The sequence below is a fragment of the Exiguobacterium sp. BRG2 genome (genome assembly GCF_031844245.1).
Lineage (GTDB): Bacteria > Bacillota > Bacilli > Exiguobacteriales > Exiguobacteriaceae > Exiguobacterium_A.
In genome coordinates this window covers 53,684-70,655 of the sequence record NZ_JAUZUW010000002.1, presented here as the reverse complement: position 1 = coordinate 70,655, position 16,972 = coordinate 53,684, and the positions used below count along the sequence as shown (strand labels likewise).

Annotated in this window: 16 protein-coding genes; all 16 read right to left on the bottom strand. The window is 46.4% G+C overall.

The features are described 5' to 3' along the window. Window positions 1-2: 2 nt before the first annotated feature. The 16 genes from Q9R23_RS03055 to Q9R23_RS02980 all read right to left on the bottom strand — a co-directional run bounded on the left by Q9R23_RS03055 (window position 3) and on the right by Q9R23_RS02980 (window position 16,890). Complete coding sequence (locus tag Q9R23_RS03055) at window positions 3-329, bottom strand: cell division protein SepF (protein WP_231496839.1); 327 nt, start codon at window positions 327-329, stop codon at window positions 3-5. Between the two features lie 193 nt (window positions 330-522). Next, window positions 523-1,194 carry a YggS family pyridoxal phosphate-dependent enzyme gene (locus tag Q9R23_RS03050; RefSeq protein ID WP_311246388.1) on the bottom strand — a complete coding sequence of 224 codons (672 nt, stop codon included), beginning with the start codon at window positions 1,192-1,194 and terminating at the stop codon, window positions 523-525. Next, window positions 1,181-1,957 (bottom strand): peptidoglycan editing factor PgeF, encoded by a 777-nt coding sequence (gene pgeF, locus Q9R23_RS03045; RefSeq protein ID WP_311246387.1) that lies wholly within the window; start codon window positions 1,955-1,957, stop codon window positions 1,181-1,183. The genes Q9R23_RS03050 and pgeF overlap by 14 nt, the downstream gene beginning before the upstream one ends. Before the next feature lie 84 nt (window positions 1,958-2,041). Then, entirely contained in the window at window positions 2,042-3,196 is a 1,155-nt protein-coding gene (gene ftsZ, locus Q9R23_RS03040) for a cell division protein FtsZ (RefSeq protein WP_311246386.1), read from the bottom strand. Between the two features lie 47 nt (window positions 3,197-3,243). Continuing rightward, window positions 3,244-4,548, bottom strand: coding sequence for a cell division protein FtsA (gene ftsA / locus Q9R23_RS03035; protein WP_035406809.1), 1,305 nt, complete (start codon window positions 4,546-4,548; stop codon window positions 3,244-3,246). Between the two features lie 228 nt (window positions 4,549-4,776). Further along, the gene (locus tag Q9R23_RS03030; protein WP_290751541.1) at window positions 4,777-5,556 is read right to left on the bottom strand and encodes a cell division protein FtsQ/DivIB; all 780 of its coding nucleotides are present in this window, start codon (window positions 5,554-5,556) and stop codon (window positions 4,777-4,779) included. A 60-nt stretch (window positions 5,557-5,616) separates the two neighbouring features. Further along, the gene (gene murG / locus Q9R23_RS03025; protein ID WP_035406803.1) at window positions 5,617-6,711 is read right to left on the bottom strand and encodes an undecaprenyldiphospho-muramoylpentapeptide beta-N-acetylglucosaminyltransferase; all 1,095 of its coding nucleotides are present in this window, start codon (window positions 6,709-6,711) and stop codon (window positions 5,617-5,619) included. Next, window positions 6,708-8,054, bottom strand: a complete 1,347-nt coding sequence (murD, locus tag Q9R23_RS03020; RefSeq protein ID WP_290751545.1) for a UDP-N-acetylmuramoyl-L-alanine--D-glutamate ligase — start codon at window positions 8,052-8,054, stop codon at window positions 6,708-6,710. The genes murG and murD overlap by 4 nt, the downstream gene beginning before the upstream one ends. Before the next feature lie 33 nt (window positions 8,055-8,087). Then, a complete protein-coding gene (gene mraY / locus Q9R23_RS03015; protein ID WP_311246385.1) occupies window positions 8,088-9,050 on the bottom strand; it encodes a phospho-N-acetylmuramoyl-pentapeptide-transferase in 963 nt (320 codons plus the stop codon). Between the two features lie 22 nt (window positions 9,051-9,072). Further along, window positions 9,073-10,392 (bottom strand): UDP-N-acetylmuramoyl-tripeptide--D-alanyl-D-alanine ligase, encoded by a 1,320-nt coding sequence (locus tag Q9R23_RS03010; RefSeq protein ID WP_251137862.1) that lies wholly within the window; start codon window positions 10,390-10,392, stop codon window positions 9,073-9,075. 108 nt (window positions 10,393-10,500) lie between these two features. Then, window positions 10,501-12,513, bottom strand: a complete 2,013-nt coding sequence (locus Q9R23_RS03005) for a penicillin-binding protein (RefSeq protein ID WP_231496838.1) — start codon at window positions 12,511-12,513, stop codon at window positions 10,501-10,503. 122 nt (window positions 12,514-12,635) lie between these two features. Beyond that, a complete protein-coding gene (gene ftsL, locus Q9R23_RS03000) occupies window positions 12,636-13,022 on the bottom strand; it encodes a cell division protein FtsL (protein WP_023468808.1) in 387 nt (128 codons plus the stop codon). A gap of 13 nt (window positions 13,023-13,035) precedes the next feature. Beyond that, a complete protein-coding gene (gene rsmH, locus Q9R23_RS02995) occupies window positions 13,036-13,974 on the bottom strand; it encodes a 16S rRNA (cytosine(1402)-N(4))-methyltransferase RsmH (protein WP_056062348.1) in 939 nt (312 codons plus the stop codon). Window positions 13,975-14,135: 161 nt separating this feature from the next. Next, window positions 14,136-15,698, bottom strand: a complete 1,563-nt coding sequence (gene bshC, locus Q9R23_RS02990; protein ID WP_311246384.1) for a bacillithiol biosynthesis cysteine-adding enzyme BshC — start codon at window positions 15,696-15,698, stop codon at window positions 14,136-14,138. Window positions 15,699-15,727: 29 nt separating this feature from the next. Continuing rightward, complete coding sequence (locus tag Q9R23_RS02985) at window positions 15,728-16,084, bottom strand: DUF3397 family protein (protein WP_035406782.1); 357 nt, start codon at window positions 16,082-16,084, stop codon at window positions 15,728-15,730. Further along, window positions 16,081-16,890 (bottom strand): ketopantoate reductase family protein, encoded by an 810-nt coding sequence (locus Q9R23_RS02980; protein ID WP_290782781.1) that lies wholly within the window; start codon window positions 16,888-16,890, stop codon window positions 16,081-16,083. The genes Q9R23_RS02985 and Q9R23_RS02980 overlap by 4 nt, the downstream gene beginning before the upstream one ends. Window positions 16,891-16,972: the final 82 nt, after the last annotated feature.

Below are 16,972 nucleotides of genomic sequence, written 5' to 3'. Positions count from 1 at the left end.
ACTTACCACCCCTTATGATTAATATCATCTTCTCCTAGAAGATTCGAGATGCTACCAGCCAACTCGACATTGTTTGGAACACAGAGGAGGGTATTCTGACTGATCGTCGTGATCGTTCCATCGAGAGCGAAAACGACACCAGATAAGAAGTTGATCATCTGTCGTGATTGATCTTTTGACATACGTTGCATATTGACGATGACAGCACGGTTCTGACGAAGATGTTCCCCAATCTCTTGGGCTTCGTTAAAGACACGTGGTTCACTCAAGATGACCTGCGATTTCGTTTTTTTCGTCGCATGTAGCGGCACGATATTCGATTGTCTCACGCTGTCCTCCTTTTGAGTAACACTTGGGGTAGATTCCTCGTAATACTCTTCGTACTCTTGTTGTGAAGCACCTCTACCTTTATTTATTGTAGCATCATTTTCATATTCGAGTTCATCTAAATCATCGCTGTTGCCGAGAAATAGATTTTGCATTTTTGATTTGAAACCCATATCCATTCTCCCTTCTTCTCGTTTAGGTGTGAACGAGCGTCGTCCCGACTCGGACGAACGTCGCCCCTTCTTCGATGGCAATCTCAAAATCCGATGACATCCCCATGGATAACTCTGTACATGGAGCATACGACAATTTTTTTGCCTTGACCTCTTCTTGCAATGTTTTTAATGACCGGAATACCTCACGTACACGCGTCGTGTCTTCCGTCAACGGTGCCATCGTCATCAGTCCGATGACACGAATCGCGGGATACTGACCGATTTCGTGTAAGAACGACGGTACATCCTCCGGTGCAATACCTTGCTTCGATTCTTCTCCCGAGATATTGACTTGAATGAAACAATCAATGATTCGGTCCGTTCGTTTATTGATCTCTTCTGCCAAATGAAGACGATCGAGCGAATGCAGTACATCAATGGAATCGATGATTTGGCGAACTTTACGCGTTTGTAGCGTACCGATGAAGTGCCATGTACAGGCGGTTCGTCCGAGCTCTGCCTGTTTTTCGAGCAATCCGTCCGGGCGATTTTCACCGAGATGGGTCACACCTGCTGCTAATAATTCAGAAGCAACTTGACTTGAGACTGATTTCGTCACGCCAATCAACTGTACCTGCTTTTTGGATGAACTCTTTTCACTTGCTTGTTCCATTCGTTTTGTAACCTCTTGTACATTTTCAAGAATTGACATCCAATGACTCCTTTACGATCAAACTCGCGAACCGACCGCCGTGGTCGCTGTGGCGATAAGAGAAGTAATCTTCCGCCTGACAATGTGTACATAGACCTGAGTCAAGGACATCACCCACTCCACAACGCTCAGCAAGCGCAGCGTTCGTTTTTTGTAGCGATAACATCGCTTTTCCATCTTCCTTGCGTATGTAAGGAGACTCATCGAGTTCAAGTGCGTCGATCGCATCGATGACGGGTTGATCGACTTCGTAACAACAATCACGAATCGATGGACCAATGACCATCTGAATCGATGAGCGACTCGCACCTGCACGCTCCATTTGTTTGACTGTCTCTTCAACGATATTGCCAACAGTCCCCCGCCATCCAGCGTGCGTATTCGCGATGATTCCTGTCGTCGGATCACAGAAGACAAGCGGAACACAATCAGCGAAGAGCATCATCAATAAGACATTCGAATCAGTCGTCACCAATCCATCTGTACCCGGAATCGCTGTTTCGTAATCCAGAGAGCCGCGTCCGGAGTCAAGTGTCGTCACCTGTTCAACGTGATTCCCATGGATTTGCTGCGCCCAAATTGAGTTCTCAAGAGATAGATCAAGCTGTCGAGCAATGACTTGTCGGTTCTGAATGACGCCGTCACGATCATCGTTGACATGTAATCCTAAGTTACCGTTTCCATGTGGTGCTGCAAACTTCGTCGTAAAGGCGGCACGTACGGTACCTGTTGGTGTATCCCATTTGATCCATTGTCCAAACATGTTGATGCCTCCTTCAATTTTAAAAAAAGAGGCGCCGCTTTCGCGACACCTCTTGGTTTAGCAGTCGTGTCACTGGAACATCGTTCAACGATTATTCCGGCGAAGGAAAGATGGGATGTCCATCGTTTCTTCGACATCTGGCGCTTTAGCTGGTTCAGGATTTGAGCTGACAGGCGTCTCTTCGACTTGTGGTTTAGACTCCTCTGTTGGTGGTGGAGTCGCTTGTTTTTTCTTCAATAGGTTTTTCATCATCTCTTGTGCGGATGGAATTTCGAAGTCGAGTGGTTCGTTTTCGAATTCCGTCGCGATGACTGTAACGATGATTTCATCTTCTAGGTTATCATTGATGACCGAACCGAAGATCAAGTTAACTTCCTCATCTGCTGCACTTTGAACGATCTGTGCGGCTTCCGTTACTTCATACAAGCTGAGGTTCGCACTACCCGTGATGTTCATTAGAACACCTTTCGCGCCTTCGATTGATGTTTCAAGCAATGGACTTGAAATCGCTTTTTTAGCGGCTTCCGTCGCGCGATGTTCACCTGTTGCGACACCTACACCCATCAAAGCAGAACCTTTTTCAGTCATGATCGTCTTCACATCGGCGAAGTCGAGGTTGATTAGACCAGGAACGGCAATCAAGTCCGTGATACCCTGTACACCTTGACGTAAGACGTTATCCGCTTCTTTGAACGCTTCAAGCATCGGTGTGTTCCGATCGACGATTTCAAGCAACTTATCATTCGGGATGACAATCAACGTATCGACTTTTTCTTTGAAGTTCTGGACACCAGAAACAGCATGTTGCATCCGTTTACGTCCTTCGAACATGAATGGCTTTGTCACGACACCGACTGTCAATGCGCCGATTTCTTTTGAAATCTCAGCGATGACTGGAGCAGCTCCTGTTCCAGTTCCGCCACCCATACCGGCTGTGACGAAGACCATGTCAGCTCCTGAAAGGATTTCTGTTAATTGTTCACGGCTCTCTTCAGCCGCTTTTTTACCGATTTCCGGATTTGCACCCGCACCGAGACCACGTGTCAATTTTGCGCCGAGTTGTAATTTCACTTCAGCTTGTGACATGTTCAATGCCTGAGCGTCTGTGTTTACAGCGATGAACTCTACGCCTTGGACACCGTGTTCAATCATTCGGTTGACGGCGTTCGAACCGCCACCGCCTACACCGATGACCTTGATTTTTGCTACTTGGTCCATCATTTCATCAAAATGCAACATAAAAAGGGCCCCCTAATATTTTTTACTCATTGGATTTTTTGTAGGCATTAACCAAAGAATTTCTCAAAGAAACTACTGAATGACTTTTTCTCTTTTGGAGGCTGTTCACGCGTTGGTCGTTCTTCACGAGCAGGTGATGCCTGTTCGTTCATGAGCAGTGCATCCTGCTCACGTCCGGATGCTACGACTTCTTTCTCTTCTGCCCGGTCGAAACCTGATTTCGATACGGCGCTTCTTGAGAGTACATAACGTAACATACCAGCTGCAACGGCATACTTCGGATGACGAATACCAAGACTAGCAGGCTGATAGACATTGACGCTCTGCTTGAAAATCCGTTTTCCGAGCTGATCGATGCCAGGTAGTGAAGAACTTCCACCACATAAGATCAAGCCGCTATTCATGTGAGCGTATCCCGCTTGCGTCATTCGTTTTTGAATCATCTCGAAGATTTCCTCAAGTCGCGCTTCTAAAACGAATCCGATCTCTGATTGTGGTTCGAAACGATGTTCCCCGTTGATCGTGACGTATGAGACTTTCTCCTCCGGATCACCGAGTGCTTCGAGTGCAACGCCGTATTCTTCTTTAGCGAGTTTCGCATCTTGGTATTTGCAGTTCATCTTGTACGTCAAATCACGTGTCAGATGATCTCCACCGTAAGGCAACGTCGTCGAGTAGACGAGATCGTTCTTTTCATAGATGGAAAGCGTCGTCGTCTCATGTCCGATATCGATGATCCCAACACCGAGTTCTAGTTCATCAATCGATGCTGCGATTCTAGATACCGCTAAACTCTCCAGCACATATCCAGCAAGCTCTAAACCAGCCCGTTCAATGGAACGTTTAATGCTATGTAGGATCGTCTTCGCTCCGATGATGAGCTTCCCTGTTACTTCGAGACGATAACCAATCATTCCTCTTGGATCAGTGATTTCTGTTTGCTGATCAACCGTAAACGTCTTCGGCAAGACATCAACTACACTGAGTTCATTTGGAATTCGCATGACCATCGCAGAATGCAAGACATCTTTCACATCATCATCCGTGATTTCATTGTCCTCACCTTTGATTGACGTCATCCCCTGGCAATCCTTGACTTGAATGTGCTCGCCCGAAATAGCGACATATACTTCACCAATTGGTTCACCAAGTGTACGTTCCACTTCTGTGACCGCTTGTTTAATGGCATGTACCGTTTGATCGATGTCAACGATGACACCTCGTTTAACACCCGCGGATGGTGCAGAACCTTCAGCAAGAACGTTCAGCGTTCCACCAAGTAGTTCACCGACGATGAGCTTCACCTCCGATGTCCCAATGTCGAGTGCGGCAATCGTACCTTTCGTTTCCATGGGAGTGACACCTCCACTTTCATAATACTAATCCCTTTTATTCCTAATTATATTCTAGGAATAGATCAGGCTTCTTCTCGTTTAAGTCTACACTATATAAATACTTACGAAAAGAAGTTATTGCCCGTCTTAGCGTCCTAATAGATTACGATTTGATGACGATTCAAACAAAGGTCGACGAATGAAAACACATGTTTGTTTTTTGTTCGTCAGCTCTTTACGAATCTTCTATTTTTTCCCTTTATATGGTTTGAAATAGATACCACCATCAATTGTAATTGTTCCTGTCTTTCCTTTTGGTAAGGCAGAAATGACCTTTACATATTCATTCAATGAATTGGAAAAGGCAGAAGTACTGAGCAAAACCGTATTCCCATCCGTCATGAATAATTTCAGACCACCTTTGTCAGTCTTATCATTAGCGACGATCTCGGATATCCGGCTTCGTACTTTCGGCTCGATTTTAACAAGCTCCTTCGTCAATCGATTTAGAGATTGATCGGTGAAGCCAGTCAGGATCGGAGCGTCAAACAATTCTTCCTTCGACTTACCGGGAATGATCGTTCCATCCGCAAGGACGATCCGGTCTCCCGGTTTATCTTTCGCATAGGCAATCTCTTTCTCTTCCGTCACCGTCACGCGATATTGGTGCAAAAATTGCTTTTGCATCGTTGCTTCTTGAATACCTGGGACCTTCTCAATCCGTTCAAGAACGTCTTCCTCTGACACATTAAAGGCATGTGTCTCTTTCACCTTGATCCCGGATGCTTGCAAAATATCCTCTGATTTCACATTGACGTTACCATCAACATCAAATCGAGCGACCCGGGAATAGCTTGACTGCAGATAAAAGACGACACCGACCAATAGACCAATCAAAATCAGGACATAAATGAGTCTTCGGTTAGCTTTTTTGCGACGTTGTTCACGGATATAAGGTATCTTATCCTCGAGACTGCGGACGTTCTTGTCCTCTTGCGGTCGTCCGACCGCTCTCCGTTCCCTCACGTCTCATTCCTCCTCTATACGTAACAGTTCATTTCCCTATCGGTCTTTTCCTGCAATAGTTTAGTTTTTTTGTCCTGTTAGTCGTAACAATTCATCAACTAAGTCTCGTGATGCATTCGGCATACCGAGCGCAAGTGCTGCTTCAGACATTTTTTGTTGTTGCGCCAATGCTTTTTCACATGCATCAAATAACCGTTCACCTGTCAGTTCTTGTTCACGAATCAATAGACTCGCACCTGTCTCGACGAGCGATGATGCATTGACTTCTTGATGGTTTTCTGTCACGTAAGGACTTGGAATGAGGACACTCGGTAACCCAAGCGTCGTCAGTTCTGCTAATGTACTTGCTCCCGAACGCGAAATGACAAGTTGACTTGCTTTTAGGATGTTCGGTAAATCATATACGAATGGACGCAGTTGAATGCGTTCAGGTACTGAGCCAACGCGTGAAACAATCGTATCGTAATGAATCTGACCCGTAACGAAGAGGAGCGACCATCCGGCTTGTTCAACTTTCGGCATCATGTCGACGACTGCTTCATTGATGGCAGGCGCACCACGACTACCACCATAGATGACGACGAGTGGACGCCCTTCCTCGAAACCGAAACGTTGACGCTCTTCCGTTGGGTTGATTTGTAACTCCGCTACTTCAGAAGCGCGTGGGTTTCCGATCAGAACCGTCTTTGTTTCGTTTTTACCGAAGTGATGACCGGATCCTTTGAAGGATAATGCGACACGGTCCACATAACGCGCTAAAAATTTATTGGTGATACCGGGAAGACTGTTTTGTTCATGAACGAGTGTCTTAAAACCCATTTTTGCTGCCGTGTACAGAACAGGTCCACAGACGAACCCACCTGTACCGACGACAATATCCGGTTGGAACTGGCGCAGTAGTCGGCGAACCCGTCGGACACTCTTGACGAACCGGATACCCGTCTTGACGTTCTCGAACGACAGCGAACGACGGATGCCAGAGATCTCAATCGATTCAAATGGAATTCCTGCCCGACGGACGATATCCGCTTCGAGACCGTTTTCTGTTCCGATATAGAGGACCTCACACGGCATGCGTTCTTCGAGCTCTCGGATCATGGCAAGTGCCGGATAGATGTGACCACCTGTACCGCCACCAGAGACGACGATTTTCATACTGTTGTTCCCCCTACTTCATGTACGGCACGAACGAAATGATCGCCGCGCTCTTCATATGTCTTATACTGATCCCAACTTGCGGATGCTGGTGATAAAAGAATGATGTCTCCAGGTTGTGATACTTCAAACGCTACTTTCACGGCTTCATCCATCGTCTTGACGACCGTTGATGAATAGCCGTTTTCAGATGCAAGCGTTCCGAAGCGATGTCCGGTTTCTCCCAGTCCGATGACATGTTTGACGTGCTTCATCGCATCGAGTAGCGGTGTCAAATCCGCTCCACGCTCGAGCCCACCACATAACCAGATGATGTTTGTCGTGAATCCAGATAGGGCTGCTTCCGTCGCGACGTTATTCGTCGCTTTCGAATCGTTATAAACTTTTCGACCAGCAATTTCACCGACGAACTGTGTCCGGTGCTCTACTCCTCCGAATGTCCGTAGCACATGCTGGACATTCGCTAATGGTAAGTCGAATGGTTCGACGAGCGCTAAGGCCGCGAGGACGTTCTCAACATTGTGACCACCACCGAGAGCAAGTTCTTTGACGGGTAGAATACTCGATCCATTGATCGTCAACACATCATTCACTATTTCTGCATAAGCAGATTGACGACGTGAGAATAGGAGCGGCGTCACATTTGCTGTCTTACCGAGCTCGTTGACCGATGCATCATCAGCGTTCAAGATAAGCCGATCCGAAGATGTCATGTTTTTGAAAATCCGAGCTTTTGCTTCTCCGTATGATTCAAAATCACCATGATAATCGAGATGTGCCGGTGATAGATTTAAAAAGGCTGCTGTGTAAGGTCGGAACTGATCGATCCCCATCAATTGAAAACTCGATAATTCAATGACGATGATGTCATCTCGTTTCGCCTGACGTGCGATTTCAATTGCCGGGAATCCAATGTTTCCTGCCAAATGCACACGTCGAGACCCTGTTTTCAACAATTCATGAACGAGTGTCGTCGTCGTCGTTTTCCCGTTTGATCCTGTGATAGCAATCCACGTCGCATCTGTTGCGTGATACGCCAGTTCCACCTCTGTCCAAACGGGAATGTTGCGTCGTAATGCTTCTTGTAACAATTCGATCTGATACGGAATCCCTGGATTCTTGACGATCAAATCGATGTCATCGAGTAGTGTAAGCGGATGCCCACCATAAACCGTTTGGACATCGAGTGATGCAAGCACTGCTTGATCACTCTCGGACGGTGTTTTCCCGTCATTCACTGTCACTTCTGCACCTACGCTCGCTAAATAACGAGCGGCTGCGATTCCACTTTTCGCCGTTCCGAGAACGAGCACCTTTTGATCATTCCATTGTCGTTGTTCCATTGTTGAATCGCTCACTTTCTCTCTTCGTTTTTATCACATAAATACGTAGGCGATGAATGCCATCAAACAGCTGATTCCTGCGAATGTACCGACAATCCGCCATTCGCTCCAACCAACCATTTCAAAATGGTGATGAATCGGACTCATTTTAAAGATACGTTTCCCTGTCGTCTTAAATGAGATGACTTGTAGAATGACAGATAGTGTCTCTACAACGAAGACAATGCCGATCAAGACAAGGAGAAGTTCTAGTTTTAGGACAATCGATAGACCTGCTAGTGCGGCACCGAGTGCAAGGGACCCTGTATCACCCATGAAGATTTTTGCTGGATGAGCATTGAATAAGAGGAATCCAATTAGGGCACCAACTGCTGAGAAGGCAAAACAAGCAGCACCCACTTCATCCGCGATGAACCAACTGTACAAACCGAAGAAGAGGAATGTCGGAATCGCCGTAAATGATACGAGACCGTCTAATCCGTCTGTCAAGTTGACAGCATTCGAGAATCCGACTAACCAGAACAGAGCAACGAACGGATAGATGATACCAAAATCAAGTTTGAAGTCTGTGAATGGAATCGACAGATACGTCGCGTCACTCGTAAATCCACCACTCAACCAAACGAATAACAATCCGACGACGATTTGCCCAATCAGTTTTTGCTTCGAATTCAAACCGAGATTACGCTTCTTGACGACTTTGATGTAGTCATCGATGAAACCAATCGCACCATATGCAAGTGTTAAAAAGAGTAACGATAACTGTGTCGTTGATAAATCACCCATGACGATCGAACCAAGAACACTGACGATCATCGCGACGAGAATGACGATCCCGCCCATCGTTGGCGTTCCCGATTTGACTTGATGCCATTGAGGTCCTTCTTCCCGAATTTCCTGACCGAACTTCAATCGGTGTAGAAACGGAATTGCCTTTGGCATAACAAGTAGTACAACAAGAAATGCAAGAATAAGACTGATGAATAATGTGATCATAGCAGACACCCTTTTTCAAAAATTAGTTTTCGTTCAGATAGGTCAATATCCGTTCGAGCGCCATCCCACGTGACGCTTTCAATAAAACGATTGTTCGTTCTCCAAGCAGCGGACGCAATTGTTCAGCAGCATCTTCAACAGTTGCCGCAAATTGGATTTGGACGGATGGGTCGCTGATTCCTTCAGCAATCCACGCGCCTTTCTCCCCTACTAGAATAGCATGCGAGACCGGTAACGTAATCCGCTTTCCGACCGAGGCATGTAACAAGCGTTCCTGGTCTCCTAGTTCATACATATCGCCGAGCACGAGAACGCGCGTCGTATACCCTTCTAATGCAGTGATTGTCTCAATCGCTGCATTCATCGATGTCGGACTTGCGTTATACGCATCGTTGATGACCGCTGTCTCCTCAAAGAGCAGTCGTTCCATCCGCATTGGTGTCAGTTCAACCGCGTCGAATCCTTCTTGGATCCGGGCATCCGTCACGCCAAGCGCGCGCGCTGTCGCAATCGCGTACGCTGCATTTCGGACTTGGTGTTTTCCTAACACAGGGAGATGAAAGGCAGTACCATCGTAAGCAAAGGCTGTTCCGAGAAATGTTGCTTCTGTCGTCTCGATCCGGTACGTATTCCCAATCTGATAACCGATTTTCTCCGCTTCGACTTCTGCTAGAAGTGGTTCATCCCCATCAACGAACAGATGACCTCCTGGTTTAAGACCAGACCGAATCTCAAGCTTTGCTTTGGCGATTCCACTACGTCCACCGACTTGCTCCGCATGGGATTCACCGATGTTCGTGACGAGCGCAATATCTGGTTCAGCAAGATTCGATAAGAATTCGATATCGCCAAAACCGTTCATTCCCATTTCCAGTACGGCGACTTCCGTGTCAGCCGGCATCATGAGAATCGTTAACGGCATCCCGATATCCGAATTGAAGTTCCCTTGTGTCTTATGTGTCTTGAACGTTGTCTTGAGTACACTTTCGACCATGTCTTTCGTCGATGTCTTGCCATTCGATCCAGTGATGGCAACGATTTTTGGCGCAATCCGCATTAAGTATTGTTTAGCGATCTCTTGCAAGGCAACCAGTGGTTCATCGACTTCTAAGAAAACGACATCGATGTCCGGTCGATCAATCCCTTTCTTCCATAAGGTGACGATCGCTCCTTGATTTTTTGCGCCTTCCAGGAAGCGATGACCATCGACGCGTGCTCCTTGAATCGGAACATAGAGACCATCTTCAAGATGTGCGCGTGAATCCGTTGCGAAGTGGCGGACGACCCGATCGTCTCTGACATCAAGATGCAGCCACTCAGCAATTTGCGTAATTGTTAACATGATATATACCTCCATTCGATGACAACAAAAGAGGACGAATGCAAAAGTCAACGAATGACTCCTGTTCGTCCTCGTCTTCCTGTAGAAATCAGGAAACTTGCCCCACCGTTATTCTTTAGGTTCAGCTAGTTCGACCGTCAACTTTCCATTTTCCTTCACTAGTGTACCAGTTCGAGCTGATTGTTTGGTTACAAAACCTTTACCGATGACATCGAGCTTCAAGTCATATAAGCTGACGAGCTTTTTGACGTCTCGCTGCGACCACCCCGTCAGATTCGGCATCTTAAATGTGTTCGCTGTCTTCAGCAAGACACGTTCTCCACTGACGAATTCTTGACCACGAGACGGAATCTGCGAAACGACCTCCGCTCCATCCCCAAGGATGATTGGAACAGCTTCTTGTTCTTTCGCCAAATCCGTTGCTTGTCGAGCGCTCTTCTTGATATAGCTCGGCGTAATCTTCGCTTTGACATCCACCGAATCTTTTTGCGTTTCCGGTTGAATGCTCCGGTACTGTAATGCTGTATTCATGACACTTTTGAACACCGGACTCATGATGAGTGGTCCTGAAACCGATGATTCATTTTTTGACGGACGATCGACCGCGATGTACATGATCAATTCCGGATCATCTTTTGGTGCCATGCCGATGAACGAGTGAATGAATTTTCCTTGAATGTATTTTCCGTTCTCAGAAATTTGAGCTGTACCGGTCTTACCGATGACACGGTAGTCTTTCAACTTGTACATTTGACCCGTTCCGATTTTACTGTTGACGACACCGTCCAGTGCATCCCGCGTCGCTTTGGCCGCTTCTGCCGAAATTGGCTTACCGACGACTTCTGTTTTCGCTCGGTACGGTGCTTTATCCGTATGATCGGCTTTTTGGATGATATGCGGTTTGACCATTTCACCGTCACCGGCAATTGCTGTTGCCCCTTGGAGTAATTGCATTGGTGTGACTGCAGTTGATTGTCCCCATGAAGTGATGAGCGCATTCAGCGGTTTTGACAAATCAGACTGACTGTTTACTTCTCCCGAGATGTCTATACCCGTTCGTTGGTCAAAATGAAACTTCTTAAAGTATTCTTTATACCGTTCGATCCCAAGTTTTTCTGCTGTCAACTTCGAGAACATGACGTTCGAGGAGTGATAGACGCCCTCGATCATCGGAATTGTGCCCCAACCAACATCATTGTAATCCTTGATGACCGTTCCTTTGTAATTATAGCTACCCGATTTATACTTCTCGTTCGGACGGAAGACTCCAGCATCAATCGCTGCTGCAAGCGTAAAAATCTTCATCGTTGAACCCGGTTCGAATCGTGAGGATACGGCGAAGTTCGTAAAATCTTTCATATCACGTAAATTCGGGTTGAACGATGGTCGATCCGCCATGGCAAGGATTTCACCAGTCTTCGCATCCATGACGATACCCGTTGCGTTTTTCGGCTTATACGTGTTGTACATTTTTTGCATCTGTTTCTCAAGCGACTGTTGAATGCGATGATCGATTGTCAAGTACAGATTTGATCCGTCCTTCGGTTCATTCGAGACACGTGAAGAACCTTGGATCAACGGATTACCACTCCGGTCTTTCTCAAAGACGCGTGCACCGTAAGACTCACTCAAGGCATTATCATACTGTTTTTCGATCCCCATTTGTCCCTGTAACGCGACACGACCATTCTCCTCGGTGATCTTTTGGACGAATCCGAGTGTATCGGACAAGAAGATACCGTTCGGATAGTATCGTTTTGGCTCTTCGATCATCCGAATTCCAGGGAGTTTTAACTTGTCGATCTTCTCTTTTTGATCGAGTGTTAAGTCATTTCCCTTTTTCCCGAATTCGATTTGCGAACGTTCTTTGTTCTCAATCAAATAGGTTTCCAGTTCCTTCGTCGTCATTCCAAGTATCGGCGCAAGACCTTCAGCCGTCTTTTTGAAGTCGACGATCGTCTCATCCGGATCCTTGACGCCACCTAGTCGGTAAATACCAATCAGGTGATACGACGGAACATTAATGGCGATTGGAGAACCGAGACGGTCAAAAATTTCACCGCGTTCTGCCCCAAGCGTCTCCTGGGACTCCCATCGCTTTTTCTCAGCATAGGCAATCATATCTTCCCCATGGAATTGTTTGGTTGTCGCTAAGTATAAAAATCTGCCAATAAACACAAAAAAGAGAGTAGCAAATATCACCATGATAAAGGCTACTCTCCAACGGGATTTTTTCAGTGGATTCATTTAGGAATCACCTTGATGTTCCCTTTACGCATATCAAGACCCTGTTCTTTTGCAATCTTATAAATCCGTTCCGGAGAGCTTAAGTTCGTGACCTCTAGTTGTAAACGTTCATTTTCTTTTTTGAGTGACTGTGTGACTTGGTTTTCTTTCGCTAAGTCACGACTGACATTGTACGCCTCGTTGTGCGTACTGATCGTCAAACTCCCAAATAACACAAGACCACCAATCATCGCACTGTATAAGAATTTTTCAAAGGGATACAAGCGATACTTCGGACGGACGGCGACGCGACGTGCGATATCTTCCGTCTTCCGTGGTTCCTGAACAGGTTGTTGACGAACGGGTTGAACCGTTTGGACCGATTTACGAAGTGGTTCTGCCATTGGAATGCTCCTCTCAAGATTCTTTCATTTTTTCAGCGATTCGTAATTTTGCCGATCGAGCGCGACGATTATCATCCAGCTCTTCGACACCAGCTGTAATCGGCTTGCGTGTGACGAGTCGGAGTTCGGGTTCCATCTCGACCGGTATCATCGGCAATCCCGGTGGAAGCTCCGGTAGTGATGATTTTTCTTTGATCGCCTGTTTACACATACGATCTTCAAGTGAATGGAACGTAATGACACATAAACGTCCACCAACCCGTAACACATCAATTGCTTGGTGTACCGCACGGTCAAAGACGTTCAATTCGTCATTGACGGCGATTCGGATCGCTTGGAACGTCCGTTTCGCAGGGTGACCACCTTTACGTCGTGCTGGTGCTGGAATCGCATCCTTGATCAATTCGACGAGTTCGAACGTCGTCTCAATCGGTTGCTCTTCCCGCGCTTTTTCGATTTTGCGTGCAATTTGTTTTGAGAACTTCTCTTCCCCGTATGTAAAGAAGATACGTACGAGATCATTGTAAGACCATTCATTGACGACTTCGTAGGCAGAAAGTGGAGAAGATTGATCCATACGCATGTCAAGACGTGCATCGTGATTGTAACTAAATCCCCGTTCCCCTTCGTCTAATTGTGGTGAAGAGACACCAAGATCGAATAAGATGCCGTCTACTTTCTCGACGCCATGTGCTGCTAATTGCTCTTTTAGATAAGCAAAATTACTCTTTATTAAAGTAAAGCGACCTTCATACGCCGCGAGACGTTCTGCTGCATGAGCAAGGGCGACATCATCTTGATCAAATGCGTATAGATGACCTGTCGTCAGTTGTTTGACGATCTCTTCGCTATGTCCTGCTCCACCTAATGTACAATCGACGTAAATACCGTCGGGTTTAATCGCGAGTCCTTCGATTGACTCCCATTTCAATACCGTTTCATGCTCAAACATGTCCTGCCTCACCTTTCACTGTCCTTGAAGGACGTTACTCTTTTTCAATGTATCACATTCTCTCATGAAAACGTTACGAAAATGAGACAGTTTCCTTGATTTATTTAACTTTTGTGTAATTTTCGCTAAAAAATCAAAAAAACCTGCTTGTTTCAGCAGGTTTAAAGGAAAATTTTCAGTTGTTCAGCCGCATTTGCCTCATAAGCGTTCCTTAAGTCCCGAACAAAATCAGGACCATGATGATTCAACCACGGTAAGATGGAGTGAATCCTTTCTTGTGGCGCTCCATCCGGTAGCAAATGATAGGCCGTTTCTTTATACTGTCGCGTCTGTCGATCAAATTGACGTCGATCTTCTGCTAACAAACTAGCAATCGATTGTTCGAGTTGTTTCTTGATTTTCTCACTCTTACTCGAAGTTCGCAGTAGCTGATGTTCGAGCGAAAGAAACTCGGAGACGAAGCTATCTTTCAGCATCGCTGCCGTCTGCAGGCGCCCTGTCATCTGCTCTTCCGAATAGACGGGAATCGGAACGCCTGACCGGACGATCTCTTCGAGCGACACGTCGAGTTTCATAAGCCGTTTTTCATCGCTATGACGCACGAGTAATCCGCCCATACGAGGGATCAATAACGGCATCGTCCACTTCAGATGGTGAAACAGTGGGCGTAAGCGCATCCAGTAAGCTAATTCTCCCGGTCCACCAATGTAGGCAAGCGTCGGGAACAGATAATCCTGCATCAATGGTCGGGTCACGACACTGTTTGAGAATCGTTCCGGACTGGCGTACAGTAACGCGATCAATTCAAGTTCTGTATACTGCTTCCCTTGTTTCGTCTCAAATCCGCTTGCTGTCGGATAAAGCAACTGACGACCGTGATCATCGATGAAAAGATGCGCGGCCTCCTCGTTCAAGAATGTGTCGGGTAATTCTTTCGTCTGTGTTATTCCGTCCGTCAATGCCTGTCTGAATTCCGCATTGTCTTGAATCAATCGTTCAAAAAACGGAATCTCGAGTTCACGGACAGGGTGTGTATCAGCATCAAAGAAGACGATATCGAAATCGATCAATTCGCCGATTAATTGTGAGAAAAACATGCCATACGATCTACATTCTTCAACGAGTTGTTTCAGCCTCGCAACTAATCGTTTCGTGTGGATCGTCTCCGGCATTGCCCGGAACGTTTCTTCAATGATTTCTAGAAGTGCCGGCTGATCAAAAGACAAGCGACTGACCGAGCGGGCAATCGTTTCCGCAGGGGAGACTGCGATTTTTCGCGTTTGAAAATCTGCTGTCGGAACATAAACATGATTGATCTCATCAAAATCGTGATCTTCGGTCGCGAGCCAAAAAATCGGAACGACAGGGCGATCAAGTGTCGCTTCCGCCTGCTGCGCGACCTTAAGACAGGTCAACAGTTTATAGATGGCATATAATGGTCCGCCAAAGATGCCGGTTTGTTGCCCTGTGACCACAGCTTGTGCCTCACCTGTACGAAGTTTCGCGACACGCTCCCGCAATCGCTCCGTCATATTTGGATTTTGGCGTTCGAGTTCGTCCGTTAGCGCCGCAAGATGCGGATAGTGACGCTCTTCAAGTAAGCGGCTTCTCGACGCTAAACCACTCGTTCCGAGGTGATCGACATATGTTAAGAATTCTTCTCGTGAAGCACGATGCATCAGCGAGTTGTCATCATATAAGGCTTCAAATGGTTGTACCTTCAAACAAAATCCCTTCTTTCTTACCTAACTCGTCAGCTGATGAACAGTTGACGTATACCGAGCACGAACAACACGAAATGAACGGGTAACGCTAGCAAGATGATGATCCGCCAACTGTGCCGAATCATTTGTCTTAAATCGACATCAAGTTGCCGAATCCGTTGCCAGAGCGCGTTCAACGCAAACACTACCAACACGACGATGACGATCCATCCTAAGTAATTTGTTCCGGTCAAGGCAATCAATGCGACATGAATGGCATATAGAACAATGAATGTCCCAACGTCGAGTGCGAATCGGACTGCCTTCCCGTGTTTTCGAAACAGAAGTAAAAAGATGAGATACAACGCAAGTAGGCTGAATAAAGGAAAAATGATGAAGACCGTCACTGCGGACCCTCCCTCTGTTTGATCTGTTCATAATAAAAAGATAAACGTGGCGTCGCAGTCGTCGCCTGACGTAACGCGTATCCAAGTATCGGTTCCACTTCTGTTTGGCGTCCTTGCTCAAGATCTCGTAACATCGAAGAACGATTTTTACTCGTGTTCTCCATGATTCGCTCGATTTCGGAATAAGTAATGCTATGATTCGGAAAAATCGTCTGCATTTCGTCAAATAATTGACGTGCTTCTTGTCGATAAGGCATTTCTAACAAGGAGCCATTCTCAACACCGTAATATGCCGTCACTGGATTGATGACGACGTTGATGAACAGTTTCGTCAATAAGACCGCTTCCATATCCGACTCGAATTCAAAACGGAGCTGTATTGACGACAAGTTCGAAATTTCTTGATTTCCGTAGCGGATGCGTCCTTGTCCAGTATGCCTGACTTCAAACGGCGCAGTGCGCATGGCTCCATGTTCGACGACACCGAATAAGACTTGCGGCAATTGCTCTTTCCATTTCAAATGATCCATTCCATTTTGCAGGAACATGACGGGACACGTCAGCCGTTTGAGGAATGGAATCACACTTTTTATATCATACGACTTTGTCGCTACAAACACCAAGTCTTCTGACTCGAGTCGATCAATCTTCCGGATTCGTACAAGTCGACTTGCCTGTCCATCGCGAATGATCGAACGTTCCTCTTCTTGTTCTTGTCGAGTATAGAGCGTGACTGCATGCTCTTCCGATAAATAAGAGGCAAACAATAAACCGATGGCTCCCGCGCCAATGATTCCAACGTTCATCTTCATCATTTCCCCTTTCATGAAAAAAGCGACCCCAAAACCGATTTCTCGATTCGAAGGTCGCTTTTATACCGATCAATCA

Excerpts from the sequence above, each read along its gene's own strand:
- Q9R23_RS03050 (WP_311246388.1), bottom strand. The coding sequence starts at position 1,194 with ATGTCAATTCTTGAAAATGTACAAGAGGTTACAAAACGAATGGAACAA.
- pgeF (WP_311246387.1), bottom strand. The coding sequence starts at position 1,957 with ATGTTTGGACAATGGATCAAATGGGATACACCAACAGGTACCGTACGT.
- ftsZ (WP_311246386.1), bottom strand. The coding sequence starts at position 3,196 with ATGTTGCATTTTGATGAAATGATGGACCAAGTAGCAAAAATCAAGGTC.
- ftsA (WP_035406809.1), bottom strand. The coding sequence starts at position 4,548 with ATGGAAACGAAAGGTACGATTGCCGCACTCGACATTGGGACATCGGAG.
- murG (WP_035406803.1), bottom strand. The coding sequence starts at position 6,711 with ATGAAAATCGTCGTCTCTGGTGGCGGTACAGGTGGTCACATCTATCCG.
- murD (WP_290751545.1), bottom strand. The coding sequence starts at position 8,054 with ATGGAACAACGACAATGGAATGATCAAAAGGTGCTCGTTCTCGGAACG.
- mraY (WP_311246385.1), bottom strand. The coding sequence starts at position 9,050 with ATGATCACATTATTCATCAGTCTTATTCTTGCATTTCTTGTTGTACTA.
- Q9R23_RS03010 (WP_251137862.1), bottom strand. The coding sequence starts at position 10,392 with ATGTTAACAATTACGCAAATTGCTGAGTGGCTGCATCTTGATGTCAGA.
- Q9R23_RS03005 (WP_231496838.1), bottom strand. The coding sequence starts at position 12,513 with ATGATTGCCTATGCTGAGAAAAAGCGATGGGAGTCCCAGGAGACGCTT.
- ftsL (WP_023468808.1), bottom strand. The coding sequence starts at position 13,022 with ATGGCAGAACCACTTCGTAAATCGGTCCAAACGGTTCAACCCGTTCGT.
- rsmH (WP_056062348.1), bottom strand. The coding sequence starts at position 13,974 with ATGTTTGAGCATGAAACGGTATTGAAATGGGAGTCAATCGAAGGACTC.
- Q9R23_RS02980 (WP_290782781.1), bottom strand. The coding sequence starts at position 16,890 with ATGAACGTTGGAATCATTGGCGCGGGAGCCATCGGTTTATTGTTTGCC.